General features: G+C 63.9%; 18 protein-coding genes. 6 read left to right on the top strand and 12 right to left on the bottom strand.

The window, feature by feature from the left end; translation table 11 throughout:
* The first annotated feature begins 121 nt into the window (after positions 1-121).
* Entirely contained in the window at positions 122-1,816 is a 1,695-nt protein-coding gene (locus RB623_RS27155; protein ID WP_308060249.1) for an NAD+ synthase, read from the top strand.
* A gap of 10 nt (positions 1,817-1,826) precedes the next feature.
* Here RB623_RS27155 and RB623_RS27150 read toward each other — a convergent pair whose 3' ends face one another.
* Positions 1,827-2,045 carry a hypothetical protein gene (locus RB623_RS27150; RefSeq protein ID WP_308060248.1) on the bottom strand — a complete coding sequence of 73 codons (219 nt, stop codon included), beginning with the start codon at positions 2,043-2,045 and terminating at the stop codon, positions 1,827-1,829.
* A 71-nt stretch (positions 2,046-2,116) separates the two neighbouring features.
* Between RB623_RS27150 and RB623_RS27145 the strand changes: the two genes are divergently transcribed.
* On the top strand, positions 2,117-2,518 hold the full coding sequence (locus RB623_RS27145; protein WP_308060247.1) for a GNAT family N-acetyltransferase: 402 nt from the start codon (positions 2,117-2,119) through the stop codon (positions 2,516-2,518).
* A 501-nt stretch (positions 2,519-3,019) separates the two neighbouring features.
* Positions 3,020-4,822, top strand: coding sequence for a calcium-binding protein (locus RB623_RS27140; protein WP_308060246.1), 1,803 nt, complete (start codon positions 3,020-3,022; stop codon positions 4,820-4,822).
* Between the two features lie 123 nt (positions 4,823-4,945).
* Here RB623_RS27140 and RB623_RS27135 read toward each other — a convergent pair whose 3' ends face one another.
* The 4 genes from RB623_RS27135 to RB623_RS27120 form a co-directional block, all read right to left on the bottom strand.
* Positions 4,946-5,554 carry an ATP-dependent Clp protease proteolytic subunit gene (locus tag RB623_RS27135; RefSeq protein ID WP_308060245.1) on the bottom strand — a complete coding sequence of 203 codons (609 nt, stop codon included), beginning with the start codon at positions 5,552-5,554 and terminating at the stop codon, positions 4,946-4,948.
* A 38-nt stretch (positions 5,555-5,592) separates the two neighbouring features.
* Complete coding sequence (locus RB623_RS27130; protein WP_308060244.1) at positions 5,593-5,973, bottom strand: SRPBCC domain-containing protein; 381 nt, start codon at positions 5,971-5,973, stop codon at positions 5,593-5,595.
* Positions 5,970-6,284: a metalloregulator ArsR/SmtB family transcription factor gene (locus RB623_RS27125; protein WP_308060243.1), complete on the bottom strand. Its 315-nt coding sequence runs from the start codon at positions 6,282-6,284 to the stop codon at positions 5,970-5,972. Before RB623_RS27125 ends, RB623_RS27130 begins: the two co-directional genes overlap by 4 nt.
* A gap of 128 nt (positions 6,285-6,412) precedes the next feature.
* Entirely contained in the window at positions 6,413-7,126 is a 714-nt protein-coding gene (locus tag RB623_RS27120; protein WP_308060242.1) for a DNA-3-methyladenine glycosylase I, read from the bottom strand.
* A gap of 78 nt (positions 7,127-7,204) precedes the next feature.
* Between RB623_RS27120 and RB623_RS27115 the strand changes: the two genes are divergently transcribed.
* Together RB623_RS27115 and RB623_RS27110 are read left to right on the top strand one after the other, a co-directional pair.
* A complete protein-coding gene (locus RB623_RS27115; RefSeq protein ID WP_308060241.1) occupies positions 7,205-7,768 on the top strand; it encodes a DUF1003 domain-containing protein in 564 nt (187 codons plus the stop codon).
* Positions 7,765-8,352 carry a DedA family protein gene (locus tag RB623_RS27110; protein WP_308060240.1) on the top strand — a complete coding sequence of 196 codons (588 nt, stop codon included), beginning with the start codon at positions 7,765-7,767 and terminating at the stop codon, positions 8,350-8,352. Before RB623_RS27115 ends, RB623_RS27110 begins: the two co-directional genes overlap by 4 nt.
* 52 nt (positions 8,353-8,404) lie before the next feature.
* Here RB623_RS27110 and RB623_RS27105 read toward each other — a convergent pair whose 3' ends face one another.
* From RB623_RS27105 to RB623_RS27090, 4 genes are all read right to left on the bottom strand, one after another.
* Positions 8,405-8,764, bottom strand: a complete 360-nt coding sequence (locus RB623_RS27105) for a diacylglycerol kinase (protein ID WP_308060239.1) — start codon at positions 8,762-8,764, stop codon at positions 8,405-8,407.
* Positions 8,765-8,820: 56 nt separating this feature from the next.
* A complete protein-coding gene (locus RB623_RS27100; RefSeq protein ID WP_308060238.1) occupies positions 8,821-9,618 on the bottom strand; it encodes a class III extradiol ring-cleavage dioxygenase in 798 nt (265 codons plus the stop codon).
* A 133-nt stretch (positions 9,619-9,751) separates the two neighbouring features.
* Positions 9,752-9,910 carry a hypothetical protein gene (locus RB623_RS27095; protein WP_308060237.1) on the bottom strand — a complete coding sequence of 53 codons (159 nt, stop codon included), beginning with the start codon at positions 9,908-9,910 and terminating at the stop codon, positions 9,752-9,754.
* Positions 9,907-10,182, bottom strand: a complete 276-nt coding sequence (locus tag RB623_RS27090; protein ID WP_308060236.1) for a hypothetical protein — start codon at positions 10,180-10,182, stop codon at positions 9,907-9,909. The genes RB623_RS27095 and RB623_RS27090 overlap by 4 nt, the downstream gene beginning before the upstream one ends.
* 90 nt (positions 10,183-10,272) lie before the next feature.
* Here RB623_RS27090 and RB623_RS27085 point away from each other — a divergent pair, with 90 nt between their 5' ends.
* Positions 10,273-11,943 carry a winged helix-turn-helix domain-containing protein gene (locus RB623_RS27085; protein WP_308060235.1) on the top strand — a complete coding sequence of 557 codons (1,671 nt, stop codon included), beginning with the start codon at positions 10,273-10,275 and terminating at the stop codon, positions 11,941-11,943.
* 163 nt (positions 11,944-12,106) lie between these two features.
* On the opposite strand, the gene ntrC is transcribed toward RB623_RS27085, so the two are convergent.
* Genes ntrC through dusB form a run of 3 tightly spaced genes read right to left on the bottom strand, consistent with a single transcriptional unit; the run spans position 12,107 to position 15,716 of the window.
* Entirely contained in the window at positions 12,107-13,564 is a 1,458-nt protein-coding gene (gene ntrC / locus RB623_RS27080) for a nitrogen regulation protein NR(I) (RefSeq protein ID WP_308060265.1), read from the bottom strand.
* 8 nt (positions 13,565-13,572) lie between these two features.
* The gene (locus RB623_RS27075) at positions 13,573-14,697 is read right to left on the bottom strand and encodes a nitrogen regulation protein NR(II) (protein WP_308060234.1); all 1,125 of its coding nucleotides are present in this window, start codon (positions 14,695-14,697) and stop codon (positions 13,573-13,575) included.
* The gene (gene dusB / locus RB623_RS27070; protein WP_308060233.1) at positions 14,694-15,716 is read right to left on the bottom strand and encodes a tRNA dihydrouridine synthase DusB; all 1,023 of its coding nucleotides are present in this window, start codon (positions 15,714-15,716) and stop codon (positions 14,694-14,696) included. Before dusB ends, RB623_RS27075 begins: the two co-directional genes overlap by 4 nt.
* Positions 15,717-15,854 lie beyond the last annotated feature (138 nt).

Genomic DNA, 15,854 nt, shown 5'->3' with positions numbered 1-15,854 from the left:
CCCGGTTTCCACTGCTCGGGCACACGAGCCTGCCTCTGGGCCAAGAGCAAAACCCGGCTGAGACAGGGGTTTGGCGCGCCTCGCGTTGCACGCCGCGCGCCGCCACGCTACATCGGCGGGCATGAGCACAGCACCCGACGTCCTGCGCATCGCCGTCGCCCAGTTGAACCCGATCGTCGGCGACGTCGCCGGCAATCTCGCAAAAGCACGCGAGGCGCGCGCCGACGCCGCCCGCCAGGGCGCCGACCTGGTGCTCTACACGGAACTTTTCCTCGCCGGCTATCCGCCCGAGGATCTGGTACTCAAGCCCGCCTTCCTGGCGGCCTGCGAGAAGGCGGCCAACGATTTTGCCGCCGACACTGCCGACGGTGGACCCGGAATCATCATTGGCACGCCGCTGAAACGCAAGAGCGGCACCCACAATTCGGTGATCGTCGCTGACGGGGGCAAGATCCTTGCCGAGCGCTACAAGCTCGACCTGCCGAATTATGGCGAATTCGACGAGAAGCGCGTGTTCCAGGCCGGGCCGCACATGCCGGGGCCTGTGAATTTCCGCGGCGTACGCCTCGGCATCCCAATCTGCGAGGACATCTGGGGCGATCTCGGCGTCTGCGAGACGCTGGCCGAAAGCGGCGCGGAGATCCTGCTGGTGCCCAACGGCTCGCCCTATTACCGGGCGAAAGTCGACGTGCGCCACCAGATCGTCATCAAGCAGGTAGTCGAGACCGGCCTGCCGATGCTCTACGCCAACCAGTTGGGCGGTCAGGACGAACTGATCTTCGACGGCGCCTCCTTCGCCATCAATGCCGACCATACGCTGGCCTTCCAGATGAGCCAGTTCGAGGAGTTCGTCGCCGTCTCCACCTGGAAGCGGCGCGCCGCGGAAGGATCGGACCATGGAGCGTGGGCCTGCATCGACGGGCCGATGTCGAAGATCCCGGAAAAGCAGGAGGCCGACTATCGCGCCTGCATGCTGGGCCTGCGCGACTACGTCAACAAGAACGGTTTCAAGAACGTCGTGCTCGGCCTGTCGGGCGGCATCGATTCGGCGATCTGCGCGGCGCTTGCCGTCGACGCGCTGGGCGAGGAGCGCGTGCGCTGCGTGATGATGCCCTATCGCTACACCTCCAAGGACTCGCTGAAGGACGCCGAGGACTGCGCCCGCATGCTCGGCTGCCGCTACGACATCGTGCCGATCTTCGAGCCGGTCGAAGGATTTTTGCATGCGCTGACGCAACTGTTCGAGGGCACCAAGGAAGGCATCACCGAGGAGAACCTGCAGAGCCGGGCGCGCGGCACCATTTTGATGGCGATCTCCAACAAGTTCGGCTCGATGGTGGTGACCACCGGCAACAAGTCGGAAATGTCGGTGGGTTACGCCACGCTCTACGGCGACATGAACGGCGGCTTCAATCCGATCAAGGACCTCTACAAGATGCAGGTCTACGCGCTCTCGGCTTGGCGCAACGGCCATGTGCCGCCGGGCGCGCTGGGGCCGTCCGGCGAGGTGATCCCGCAGAACATCATCGACAAGGCACCCTCGGCGGAACTGCGCGAGAACCAGACCGACCAGGATTCGCTGCCGCCCTACCCGGTGCTCGACGACATTCTGGAATGTCTGGTCGAGAACGAGATGGGCGTCGACGACATCGTCAAGCGCGGCCATCCGCGCGAGACGGTTTCCCGCGTCGAGCACCTGCTCTATGTCGCCGAATACAAGCGCCGGCAGGCCGCACCTGGCGTCAAGATCACCAAGAAGAATTTCGGCCGCGACCGGCGCTATCCGATCACCAACAAGTTCCGCGACCGGGGCTAGTCGCTTGTCGTCACGGCCGCGCTTGGGTCCCGCGTTCGAATATCCGCCCGACTCCCTTGCGGAGCCAGCCGATCGCAACGGCCAGCGCGCCCGGCCTGACGCGGCCCGACGCCAGCCTCTCGCCAAGGGCGTCGAGGTCGCGGATGCGGGTGACATGCTCGGCACAACCGCATCCTTCGCCGAGCCCGATTTTCTCGTAGTAGAAGCGCTCAAAACTGTCCTTGCGCATGGATGCCCATCCGTTGTGGCTTGGCGGGAAACCTATCACGATGCCGCCCGGAAATCATCGCATGGACCGTCATGACTGGTTTTGAGATCAGCTTCGATATGGCGCGGCTCGACTTCCAGGCGACCTCGGAGCTGCTGAAGGCCACCTACTGGGGCCGCCAGCGCACCGACGAGATCAACCGCCGCGCCTTCGAAAACTCCGTCTGCGCCATAGCGCTGATCGACGGCCGGCAAGCCGGTTTCGCCCGCGCGTCGGGCGACCGCGCGGTGTTCGCGCGCATCTCCGACGTGATCGTCTGGCCGGACCATCGCGGCAAGGGCATCGGCAAGGCTCTGGTTCAGGCGTTGCTCGACCATCCGGACCTGCGCTCGGTGTCGGCCTGGATGCTCAACACCTCCGACGCGCACGACCTCTACGCGCGTTTCGGCTTCCGGCCGGTGACCGGCGGCAACGAGATGCGGCTCGATCGGTGACCGTACGCGCCCTCGCGGACGCGCGACCGCGCGCGGAAGGCGGGCACAGCTTGCTATGGTCTGACGGATGGCGGAGCACCGGCAATCAGTGTTCGTCAGCGGCTTGCCGCCGGATATTCCTGTATACTACTGTCAACTTAAATTTTCGATTGTCCAGATCAACGCCAAGACATCGATGATATAACCTTGAGCGACAAGCATCACGACGCAAACCACAAGTTGTATATATCAAGGAGCGAAATAGTCCGATAAGACTTCTCGCAATACGTTATTTGTGGTACTATTCAATCGGGCAAGCGATTTTCAGGCGTTGCCTGAGGGGAACGCGCGTCTTCATGCGGGATTTCCCCTGACGGTGGCCTTTGTGGCCCTCAGAACCGGTCGAAAACCGGTCGCCATATTCAAACGCAGAGCAGCGACAGTGGGCAGAACCCCCGCCGCGGCAACGATTCCGTTTGGCCGAGCCTCGCTGATGCGCTGCGCCAGCCCAAGGAGGTTTTTATGGCTATTGTCAATGGCGACAATTTCGCCAACATTCTCTTCGGCACCAATTTGGCCGACACTATTAGTGGCTTTGGAGGCGACGACATCATCGTCGCTCTGGATGGCGCAGACACCCTCGATGGTGGGCTCGGCGCCGACGTCATGGTCGGCGGACTCGGCAACGACGTCTATATCGTCGACAATGTCGGCGACAGGGTCGCGGAGAACAAGAACGAGGGTATCGACCGCGTTGAAAGTTCCATCAGCTTCAGCCTGAACGCCGATGGCCGCTTCGACGTGGAGAACCTCACGCTGACCGGCGCCGCGATCATCGGCATCGGCAACGCCCTCAACAATGTCATCGTCGGCAATGCGTTGAACAACACGCTGAGCGGGCTCGCCGGCAACGACAGCCTGTTCGGCCTGGGCGGCAACGACAGCCTGTTCGGCGGCGACGGCAACGACCTGCTCAACGGCGGGACCGGCGGCGACAAGATGAACGGCGGCGCCGGCAACGACACCTACGTCTTCGACAATGTCGGCGACGAACTCACCGAACTCATCGGCGGCGGCACCGACACCGTTCAGAGTTCCATCAACCTGACCCTGAGCGACCCGGATCGCCTCCAGGTCGAAAACTTGACCCTGACCGGCGCCGCGATCATCGGCATCGGCAACGCCCTCAACAATGTCATCATCGGCAATGCGTTGAACAACACGCTGAACGGGCTGGCAGGCAACGACAGCCTCTTCGGCCTGGGCGGCAACGACAACCTGTTCGGCGGCGACGGCAACGACCTGCTCAACGGCGGGGTCGGCGGCGACAAGATGAACGGCGGCGCCGGCAACGACACCTATGTGTTCGACAATGTCGGCGACGAACTCACCGAACTCGTCGGCGGCGGCATCGACACGGTTCAGAGTTCCATCAACCTGAGCCTGAGCGACCCGGATCGCCTCCAGGTCGAGAACCTTACCCTGACCGGCGGCGCGACCATCGGCGTCGGCAACGCTCTGAACAATGTCATCGTCGGCAACGCTCTGAACAACACGCTGAACGGGCTGGCCGGCAACGACAGCCTCTTCGGCCTGGGCGGCAACGACAATTTGTTCGGCGCCGACGGCAACGACTTCCTCAATGGCGGGATCGGCGGCGACAAGATGAACGGCGGCGCCGGCAACGACACCTATGTGTTCGATAACTTCGGCGACGAACTCACCGAACTCGTCGGCGGCGGCATCGACACGGTTCAGAGTTCCATTAACCTGAGCCTGAGCGATCCGGATCGCCTCCAGGTCGAAAACCTCACCCTGACCGGCGGCGCGACGATCGGCATCGGCAACGCCCTCGGCAATGTCATCGTCGGCAATGCGTTGAACAACACGCTGAACGGGCTGGCCGGCAGCGACAGGCTCTTCGGCCTCGGCGGCAACGACAGCCTGTTCGGCGGCGACGGCAATGACTTCCTTAGCGGTGGCGCCGGAAACGATACGATCTCGACCGGGGCCGGCTTCGACACGGTGCGGTTCGACACGGCTCTGGGAGCGGGCAACGTCGACACCCTCACGGACTTCCTGCCGGCGACCGACACGATCCAACTGGAGAATGCGATCTTCACTGCCCTCGCAGCGGGCGTCCTTCCGGCCGCGGCGTTCCGCATCGGCGCCTTCGCCCTGGATGCCACCGATCGGATCATCTACAATTCGGTGAATGGAGCGCTGTTCTACGATCCGGACGGCATATTCGGCGTGGGGCAGACCCAGTTCGCCACGCTTCCCACTGGCCTTGCGATGACCAATGTGGATTTCGTGGTGACATAGCCGTCAGGCGATGTCGATTGAACGCGAATCCGTTCGACGCAAGAACTAGGGGGCCCCGAAAGGGGCTCCTTTCCCGCAAGGGCAATCACCCAGCCGCCTCGGCTTCGTGAGCTTGGCGCGTGGTTATCCCGCCTCATTCTGCCTGTCGCCGTTGACATGGTCGACGATCCCCCAGTCGCGCGCCTCTTCTGCCGTCATGAAGAAATCGCGGTCGAGTGTGCGTTCCACGTCCTCGATGGTTCGGCCGCAATGTTTGGCATAGAGCGCGGTCATGTGGCGCTTCACCTTGACGATGTCGGCTGCATGGCGCTCGATGTCCGAAGCCTGGCCCTGAAAACCGCCGAGCGGCTGGTGCACCACAACGCTGGCATTGGGCAGCGCCACGCGGCGGCCGGGTTCGCCGGCCATCAGCAGGAACGAACCCATCGAGCGCGCCGTGCCCATGCACAGCGTCGCCACCGGGCATTTGATGAACTGCATCGTGTCGTAGATAGCGAAACCGCTGGTGACCACGCCGCCCGGCGAGTTGATGTAGAAGGCGATTTCTTTTTTCGGATCCTCGGCCTCGAGGAACAGAAGCTGAGCGCAGATCAGCGCGGCGGAACTGTCGTCCACCATGCCGTTCAGGAAAACGATCCGCTCGCGCAGCAGGCGCGAAAAGATGTCGAACGACCGTTCGCCGCGCGGTGACTGTTCGACGACCATTGGGACGAGCTGCATCGTGGCGCTCATGGCGCGATCCTCCGTTCGGTGTTTTGCGATGGTGGTTGCTAGGCGGCGAGCGCCATCGGCGTGTTGCCGTTGGCCGCGGCAGGCCGCACTGCAGGCGGCCGGTGCGTCAGCCGGAACCAGGTGTTTTGCGGTCCGCGCGGCGCGATCTCGACGGTGACGAAACTCTCGCCCGGCGCCTCCGGCGAGCCGTCGCGCCAGCGATAGGTCAGCCGCGAAAACGGTTGTGCCTCGACGATCTCGAAACGATTCGCCGCAGTATCGTCAGAGCCGCCGCCCTCGCCCAAGGCGGGCTTTGCACCTAGCCAGTCGGCGGCGAGTTCCGGCACCGACAGCGCCCGCCACACCCGCTCGGCCGGCGCCTCCAGCCCGCATTCGACGACGACCTCGCCACCCCCGCCGACACTCGTTTCGATGCTCATTGGTCCATCTCCTTGAGCAGATCCTGCAGCCGCTCGACGCGCGCCGGCCAGAAGGCTCGGTAGCGCCCGATCCAGGCGAGCAGCGGCTCAAGCCCGTTAGGCTCGACGCTGTAGTTGACATGCCGCCCGACACGCCTTTCGCGGATCAGGCCGGCGCCGCGCAGCACCGCCAGATGCTGCGAGATCGCCGGCTGCGAAACGCCGAACCCCTCGCGCAATTCGGTGGCGTTCTTCTCGCCCGCCGCCAGCCGCTCCAGCACGGCGCGGCGGGTGGGGTCGGAAAGCGCGCGAAACACCTCCGTCTCGTTCATGACAACAGATAAGCAGATACTTATCTCAATGGCAAGCGCGCATTGGGACAGCCGCTTTTGGGAACGACAGCGCTGCCCTGGCGCGTCTGCAACAACGGTCCACGATCCGGAGAGGACGAATGACCGGCTCACTCGCCGGTATATTCGAGAATCTCCTGCGGCGTGTGGTTGACGCCGATCGACATGGCAAGGATGCGCGAAATGTGCTTTCGCGGCAGGCCGGTCTCGGACCCCCAGGCGTTGACCTGGTCCTGGACCTTCTGCAGATCTTTTTTGGAGGTCGGGCTTTCGGCGATGTCGAGGCCGGCGTCGCGCAAGGCCGCGGCCATGTCGGTCGAAATGATGAAGGAATCCCAGCCGATCCAACGCAGGAAATACTGGCCGGTGTTGCCGCCGAGCCGGCTGCCGTGCTTGCCGAGATAAGCCATAAGGCCTACCTGGTCGTCCGCCGGCCATTCGGCGAGGAATTTGCCGAAGCCGCCATGTTCGCGCGACACGCGCTCGACGAAGGCGGCGTTGTCGCGCACCGACCTGATCTTCTGCGGATTGCGCACGATGCGTTTGTCCGACGCCAGCTCATGCCAGAAATCGTCGGGCTGGAACAACAGCCGCTTCGGCTCGAAATTCAGGAAGGCTTCCTCGAAGCCCGGCCATTTCTGTTCGATCACCCGCCAGACGAAACCGGCGGCGAAGACCCGTTCGGCAATCGTCGACAGCAGCCGGTCGTCCGACAGCTTTGCCACGTCGCGATTGTCGGGTGCGTCGCCGAGAAGCCTGTCGAGGATTTCGTCGCCGCCCTTGCGTTCTGCAGCCCGCGCGCGAATTGCCGCGAAATCCGCCATTCTGCTATTCCTCTGAACGATGCTTGCGCGTGGGCCGCGCCAGCGTGACCGAGACCGAGCCGCCCGCCGGAGCGCCCCATGCCAAAAACCCTTGCCGACATCGCCAAACGCTGGCTGACCCGCAGGCCCGAGAGCCTGAGCGAAAGCGAAAGAGGCGTGCTGCAAAGCACGCTCGACCGCCGCACGATATCGCGCGACATCAACGCCGTCCACGAGCACAAGATGTCGACCGGCGAGCGCATCGCCGACACCATCGCGCGGGTCGGCGGTTCCTGGAGTTTTATCATCTCCTTCCTCGTCTTCCTGGCGATCTGGACGGTGGCCAACACGCTGCTCCTGGCCCGCGAGGCTTTCGACCCCTACCCTTTCATCTTCCTGAATCTCGTGCTGTCCATGATCGCGGCGATCCAGGCGCCGGTCATCATGATGTCGCAGAACCGGCAGGCCGAGCGCGACCGCCTCGACGCCTCGCACGACTACGAGGTGAATTTGAAGGCCGAGATCGAGATCATGGCGCTGCACGAAAAATTCGACGACATCAGGCACCAGGAGATCTTGGCGATGCGCGACGAGATCGGCACGTTGCGCGCCGTGCTGGAGCGCATCGAGAGCCGCCTTCCCGAGGCGGGCCGTCCCGCATGAGCGACACCATTCATCTTCTTGTCGAGCGCTACGGCCTGATCGCGGTCTTCATCGGCTGCCTGGCCGAGGGCGAGACGGCGGCGATCCTCGGCGGCTTCTTCGCGCATCAGGCGGTTTTTGTGCCTTGGCAGGCATTTTTGGCGACGTTCCTCGGCGCCTTCGGCGGCGACACGTTTTTCTTCCTGATGGGCCGTCGCTTCGCCGATCACCGTATCGTGCGGCGCCTGCGCGCCAAGCCCGGTTTCAGCCACGCTCACGAATTTTTGCAGCGGCACCCCAACCTGTTCGTGTTCTGCAACCGCTTCATCTATGGCATGCGGCTGTTCGGCGGCGTCGCCGCCGGACTCTCGGAGATCCCGTTTGGCCGGTTCGTCGTCATCAACGCGCTGTCGTCGCTGGTGTGGGCGTCGCTGTTCGGCGGCCTCGGCTATTTCTTCGGGCTCGGGGCCGAAACGCTGCTCGGCGAGACGATCCGCAAACACCACCGCCTGCTGATCGCGCTCGGCATCGGCGTCGCGGCGTTGGTGCTGGGCCATTTCGCCGCCCGCTGGATATTGCGCCGGCAGGCAAGACAGCGCGCCTGAAATAGTCTTGCGTCAGACCGGCGCGGCTTTTCCGCCGTGACGGATTCGACAGTCAGGCCAGCAGGCTGCCAAATCGCTCGGCCAGAGCAAAACCCCAGACGCCGACCACCAGGATGATGGCGATCAGCACGGCCAGCGAGCCGCAATCCTTGGCGAGCTGGATCTCGACGTTGAACTCGCGCGAAAACGCGTCGCACGCCGCCTCGATGCCGGTGTTCAGCACCTCGACCATGATCAGCACCAGGATGGAGGCGATCAAAAGGGCGTAGATCATCCAGGAGGTCGAGACGAACCAGCCGACGGGTATGGCGAGGATCAGCAGGCCGAGTTCCTGCTGGAACGCCTTTTCGGTCAAGGTCAGCCGTCGCAGCGCCCGCATCGAATTCCAGAAAGCGCTGATGATCCGTTCCATCGCCGAAAGACCCGTTCCGCCATTGTTGCGAAACGGCTCTTAGCGAAAAGCGGCGCTTACTGGAACAGGTAGGAATCGTTGGCGAAGAAACCGTGATTGACGGAATCGTGGACCCGCCGGCCCCGCGCGCCCTCGCCCGCCGCGCCATAAGCGAAGAAGATCGGCATCAGATGCTCGTCGGTCGGGTGGTTGTCGGTCGGAAACGGCGCGCGGCGCTCCCAGTCTAGCAGCGCTTCGGTGTCGCCCTTCGACAGTTCATCCGCGAACCAGTCGGTAAACGCCTTCACCTTGCCGGGCAGCGCCGGGTCGGGCTCGGCGCCCTGGCGCATGACCGAAAAGAAGGCGCGCAGATTGTGGGTGATGTGGCCGGAGCCAATGACCAGCACCTCCTCACCCCGCAGTGGCGCCAGCGCCCGGCCGACCGCATGGTGCCAGGCAGCGTCGCGTTTCGGGTCGATCGACACCTGCACGACGGGAATGTCGGCCCGCGGATAGGCCAGTTTCAGCGGTGTCCAGGTCCCATGGTCGTAGCCGCGCTTTTGTGCGCGCTGCGGCGACAAATCGGCTTGGGCGAGAAGCCCGAAGACACGCTCGGCAAGGTCGGGATCGCCCGGCGCCGGATACACCATCGTGTAAAGCTCGGGCGCAAACCCACGAAAATCGTAGATCATTTCCGGCGCCGGATCGGTCACCACCGCGACCCCGTCCGTCTCGAAATGTGCCGAGGAAATGACGATCGCCTTCGGCCTCGGCAGCATCAACGAGAGGTTTTCGAGATAGTGGCGGGCTGGCGTGTCTGAAATGACGATGTCCGGCCCGCCATGCGAGATGAAGAGCGACGGCAAGGTCTGCATCTGCTGTTCTCCCGGTGTCCGGCGCCGTTGGTGGCCGCGCCGATCTTCATTGGCTCGCCACAGGCGCAAGCCGGGAGATGCTATCACTGCGACGGGCGTCCGGCCATCAGCACTTTGTTGCCGGCCAGATAAGCTAATAGACCTTTCGGCCAACCGCCATGTCACGCCGAGTGACTGGCACGAAGAGGTACTTCACGGCGCGCTCCTGCATCAGCAAGAGCGCCTTCGACGTGTCCATATCGGGCGTCGCGGCCGGTCGGGTGCTGAGATAGAAATCGTCGCTCGCGCTCACGACGATGTGGGGGGCGCCTCCGTTTGCTCGCAGTATACGAAAGATAGAAGAGCGGGCGGATCCGGCGGAAGGACTTCTTTCTGACGTTTCCAGGCGAGACAGAGGTCGTATGTCTCGAAGGGTTTTTGTTCTCGGCGTTCTTCGATGCCGCCAACTACAGGTGCAAGAGAAATAACAAACGCTATAGCATTGACAGTAGGGGAATCCGTTTTTGCAGCCGTTGGCGCCGCCAAAAGAACGGCGAGCGCGATGATGAGCCTGGTGCGTTTCATGTTCATCCTCCTGCCCAATCCGGTGCCGCGGGGATCGCTTGGAAGCGCAGGCCGAATTGGCTAAACTAGGAAGCGCGCCAGGAGGGTGAAATGTCCCGAAAGGCTCCTGAAATTGACCTGAAATCTGCCAAAGCGATCACGCTTCGCGGTTTTGTCTTTCTGCCGAAAAGCAACGAACTTCGAACTGTTGACGGCAAAGCGGTCGATCTTCGCAGCCAGTCCGCCGAGGTGCTCTCCGTGCTGGCGGCTCGATCGGGCGAGATCGTGTCCAAAGACACGCTTATGCAGGCGGTTTGGCCCGACACTTTCGTGACCGACGACAGCCTCACCCAATGCATTGCCGATATTCGCCGCGCGTTGGGCGACGACGCGCACGTGATCGTGGAAACCCTCCCCAAGCGAGGCTACCGGCTGAATGCCGATCCATCGGACGCGGCGGCCCCAAACGCCGTAGTCGGTACGGAACGAGCCAAGCCACGGTTCTTCCAACGCAGCTTCATACTTGCTGCGGTCGTCCTCGTCGCGGTAGCGATCGGCGCGTATTTCGGTGTGAAAACATGGCGAGCGGCTGCGGTTCGCTCGAGCGACATGCCGAGGATCGCGGTCCTTCCCTTCGACGACTTCAGTGCTGGTGCGGAAAAGGGATATCTCAGCGATGCCATCGCCGAGGGGATCATCACCGAGCTGGCGCGGAGCAAGACCTATGCCGTCATCGCCCGGAACTCGAGCTTCAGGTATCGCGACCAGCCGAGTGACGCCAAGCAGATTGGAGATGAACTTGGCGTCGACTACCTGCTCGAAGGCAGCCAGCAGAAGATTGGAGACCGGCTGAAAGTGACTGCCCAGTTGCTGAATGCACATGACGGATCACATCTCTGGGCCAACACATACAACCGGGAGATCGGCGATCTGTTCGTCGTCCAGGAGGAAATAATCCGCACGCTTGCCGATCGGGTCGGGCGCAGGATCGAGCGCCCCTTGCCGGAGAGCGACGCCGCGCAGGTCAGCGCGCTCCGCTATTACCTGATGGGTGGGGCCGAGATCGAAAAGGATTTCTCAGCCGAGGGGAACAAGCTGCTGCGGCAGTTCAGCCTCAAGGCGATCGAAGCGGATCCGGACTCCCAGTTCGGCTATATCGGGATGGCATGGCACTATCGCCATGACGCGGTCTTCTGGCACGCTCAGGAACACCATGACGAGGCGTTGAAGCGCGCCGCCGAATACGCCGACAAGGCCATCCTGCTCGCTCCAGACGATGCCGACTCGCATTATGTCCGCGCGCAAATCCACAACGAAGCCGGCGAGGTCGAGCAGGCCCTTGCCCGATTCGACCAGGCGATAGCCCTGAACCCCAGCGATTCGAGTATCCTCGTCCACAGTGCGGGTGTGCTGTTGCATATAGGCCGCGTGGACGAAGCGATCGATCGGATCGAGCAGGCCATGGGCATCGATCCTTTCCACCCTGACTGGTTCCATTGGGACATGGGCTGGGCGCTCTACGAAAAGAACGATTGCGGGGCCGCGCTGACGGCGATGCGGAAAATGTCCAAGATTCCGATCGGCGCACACCGGATGCTTGCGGGGATCCACGCCTGTCTGGGAAACCAGAGGGAGGCGAAGGAAGCGCTCGCAGTCTTCCTCAAAGACTCGCCCGGCGACTCCATCAGCAAACAACGCAGGCAGTGGGAGAAGAATTACACCGCCCCCGGAGCCCTCGATCGCTGGATCGGGCACATGCGGTTCGCGGGCTTGCCGGAGTGACGGCTGTCAGTGTGCCTCAGAAGACAACGGTCCCTGCGTTGCGGCCCTGGTGTTGTTCGCAAGGATATCGGGTGCGGGAAAGTCGGCCATGGGGCGGAAGTTCGCCCCAGCAATGAGCGGTTAAGCACATAGCCTTCGTGCGTGGATCAACGCAGTGCAAGGTTCAATTGCTTTTTGCTGCCCGGTAGACGTTCACCCCCAGCTCGCGGATCTTCTTGCGCAGCGTGTTGCGGTTCAGGCCCAAAAGATCCGCCGCCTTGATCTGGTTGCCGCGCGTCGCCGTCATCGAGGCCAGCACCAGCGGGAATTCGACCTCGGCCAGGATGCGCTGGTAGAGTCCGGACGGCGGCAGGTCGCCGCCGAATGCGGCGAAGTAGCGTTGGAGGTAGTGTTCCACTGCCTGGCCGATCGACAGGTCGTCCGGCAGCAGCCGACCTCCCGGCATGGTCGGCTGTTCGCCGGTCTTCAGCTCGGCTTCGATGATCTCCGCCGAAATCTCGTCCTGCGCATAGAGCGCCGCCAGCCGCCGGATCAGGTTTTCCAGCTCGCGCACATTGCCCGGCCAGGGGTAGCGTTTCATAAGCTCGATGCCGCCAGCGGAGATGCGTTTGGTCTGCAACCCCTCCTGCTCGCCCTGTTTGAAGAAGTGGCGCACCAGGTCCGGAATATCCTCCGCCCGCTCGCGCAGCGGTGGAAGCCGCAGCGGCACGACGTTGATCCGATAGAACAAATCCTCGCGGAACAGCCCCTGGTTGATCAGTGTGCGCAGGTCCTTGTTGGTGGCCGCGACGATGCGCACATCGGTCTTGATCGGCGTGCGCCCGCCGACGGTGGTGTATTCGCCCTGCTGCAGCACGCGCAGCAGCCGGGTCTGCGCCTCCATCGGCATGTCGCCAATCTCGTCGAGGAACAGCGTGCCGCCCTCGGCCTGCTCGAAACGCCCCGTCGAGCGGTTCTGCGCGCCCGTAAAAGCGCCCTTCTCGTGGCCGAACAGTTCCGATTCGATCAGGTCGCGCGGGATCGCCGCCATGTTGATCGCCACGAACGGACCGTTTCGCCGCCGCCCGTATTCGTGCAGCGCGCGCGCCACCAGCTCCTTGCCGGTGCCCGACTCGCCGGTGATCATCACCGTCAGGTCCGTCTGCATCATGCGCGCCAGCATGCGATAAATATCCTGCATGGCCGGCGAGCGGCCGACCAGTGGCATGGCGTCGGGATGCTCCTCGGCCGCGTGATCGCTTTTCGGTCGCTTCGGCTCCGACAACGCGCGGTTGACGATGGCGAGCAGTTCGTTGAGGTCGAAGGGTTTCGGCAGATATTCGTAGGCGCCGGTTTCCGAGGCGCGGATCGCCGTCATGAAGGTGTTTTGGGCGCTCATGACGATGACGGGCAGTTCGGGCCGTGCCTTCTTGATGCGCGGCAGCATGTCGAAGGCGTTCTCGTCCGGCATCACCACGTCGGTGATGACGATGTCGCCCTCGCCCGCCGCCACCCAGCGCCACAGCGTCGCGGCGTTGGAGGTGACACGCACCTCGTGGCCGACGCGCGACAGCGCCTGGTTGAGCACCGTGCGGATGGCTGCGTCGTCGTCCGCCACCAGAATGTTGCCGCGCGGCTTCATGTCGCTTCTCATGGGATGGTCCCCTCGCCGCCCGCCGTTTCCTTCCACGCCGGCATGAGAATGCGGAACGTCGTGCCGCGCGTGGTCGAATCGCACTCGATGATGCCGCCATGCTCGCCGACGATCTTCGCCACTAGCGCCAGGCCGAGGCCGGAGCCGTTCGGTTTGGTGGTGATGAACGGGTCGAACAGGATCGGCAGGATATCGTCGGGCACGCCCGGGCCGTTGTCGTGCACGCAGAACTCCAGCGGCAGCGACACCCGGTCCTGCGAGCCCGGCGCCGAGACCCTTATGCCCGGCCGGAACGCCGTCGAGAGGGTGATCTCCGCAGTCGGCAGGTTGCCGGTCGCCTCCGCCGCGTTCTTGATCAGGTTCAAAAACACCTGCACGAGCTGGTCGCGATTGGCATGGACCGGCGGCAGCGAGGGGTCGTAGTCCTCGAAGATCTTGATCCTGCTGGCGAAACCGTTGCGGGCAATGGCCTTCACATGGTCGAGCACCACGTGGATGTTGACCGGATACCGGTCGATCGGCCGCTCGTCGGAAAACACCTCCATGCGGTCGACCAGCGACACGATGCGGTCGGTCTCGTCGGTGATCAGCCGCGTCAGCGCCCGGTCGTCGTCGGAAACCACCGTCTCCAGCAATTGTGCCGCGCCGCGTATGCCCGACAGCGGATTCTTGATCTCATGCGCCAGCATCGCCGCCAGGCCGGTCACGGAGCGGGCGGCGCCGCGATGCGTCATCTGCCGGTCGATCTTGTCGGCCATCGAGCGTTCCTGGAACATGATGACCACCGAGCCCGGCAGTTCCGGCACCGGCGAGGCGTAGAGGTCGACGATGCGCTCGATGCCGAGGCGCGGCGAGGAGATGTCGACGCGGTACTCGTTGACCGGCGCGGCGCGCTCGCGCACCTGGTCGACCAGCGTCAGGATCGGGCTGCCGAAGGGCACGAATTTCGCCAGCGTGGCGCGCGCCAGCATGGTGGCGCTGGAGCGGAAAAAATCCTCGGCGTCGGCATTGGCATAGGCGATCAGCCCGTCCGGGCCGATCATGATCACGGGGCGACGGATGGTGTTGAGCACGATCTGCGCGGCAGCCTCGGCGCCGGGCGGCGGGGACGCCAGATTCATGCCGCGCTCCTCAAATCGACACGCTCCGGCGCCGCTGCAAAAGCCTGCCGCAGCGCCGCGATCACCGCCGCGGGCTCCAGCGAGCGCATGATGGTGGCGCGCAACTCCGCCCCGGCCGACGGCGCGTGGCGGTCAAGATACCAGCCCAGATGTTTTCGCGCCTGCCGCAGCCCGCTGTCGACGCCGTAGAGCGCCAGAATGTCCTCGTAATGGGCGACGACATAGTCGGCCAGCGCCGTCCCTTCCGGAGCCGGCTTCGCCGCAACGTCGCTGCCCGCCGCGATGGCAATCGTGCCCGCCGTCCACGGCGCGCCGTAGTTTCCCCGCCCGACCATGACGGCATCGGCGCCGGATTGCTCCAGCACCGCCGCCGCATCCGCCACCGAGCCGACATCGCCGTTGGCCACCACCGGGATCGACACCGCTTGCTTGACGCGGCGGATCGCCCGCCAGTCCGCTTTGCCCTCATAAAACTGGCAGCGGGTGCGGCCATGCACCGTCACCATGGACACACCTGCCTGTTGCGCCCGCCGCGCCAGATCGGGCGCATTGAGTGCGCCCTCGTCCCAGCCGAGTCGCATTTTTACCGTCACCGGCACGTCGACGGCGCCGACCACGGCGTCGATCAGCGAAACGGCATGGTCGAGGTCGCGCATCAGCGCCGACCCAGCATAACCGCCCGTCACCTTCTTGGCCGGGCAGCCCATGTTGATGTCTATGATGTCGGCGCCCTCGCCCGCCGCGATGCGCGTGCCCTCGGCCATATGCCTTGCCTCGCGCCCGGCGAGCTGCACCATGTGGACGTCGAGTCCGGAATGGCGGATTCTCAACTGCGAGCCGGCGCGGCCCCTTGCCAGCTCGCCGCTGGCGACCATTTCGGATACGACCAGCCCGGCGCCGTGCGCATGGGCGCGCGCCCGGAACGCCTGGTCGGTGATGCCCGACATCGGCGCCAGGAAAACGCGGTTGCGGATCGTCACGCGTCCGACGCGCAACGGCTCGCCCAATTTAGCCGGCATGCACAAAAACCAAGCAGACTTGTCTCATGCCCATTTCCTAGACAGAAACGGCAGTAACTGCAACCGCAACGAAGGTGGAAATTGTCGCAGCCGCCGGTGCCCGGAGTGTCTTCCGGCTGTCGCCCCGGGCCTCGAACA

Source organism: Mesorhizobium sp. LHD-90, from assembly GCF_030929505.1.
Lineage (GTDB): Bacteria > Pseudomonadota > Alphaproteobacteria > Rhizobiales > Rhizobiaceae > Kumtagia.
Note: the sequence above shows the minus strand (reverse complement) of the source record. Positions and strands in the feature narration are given on the sequence as shown.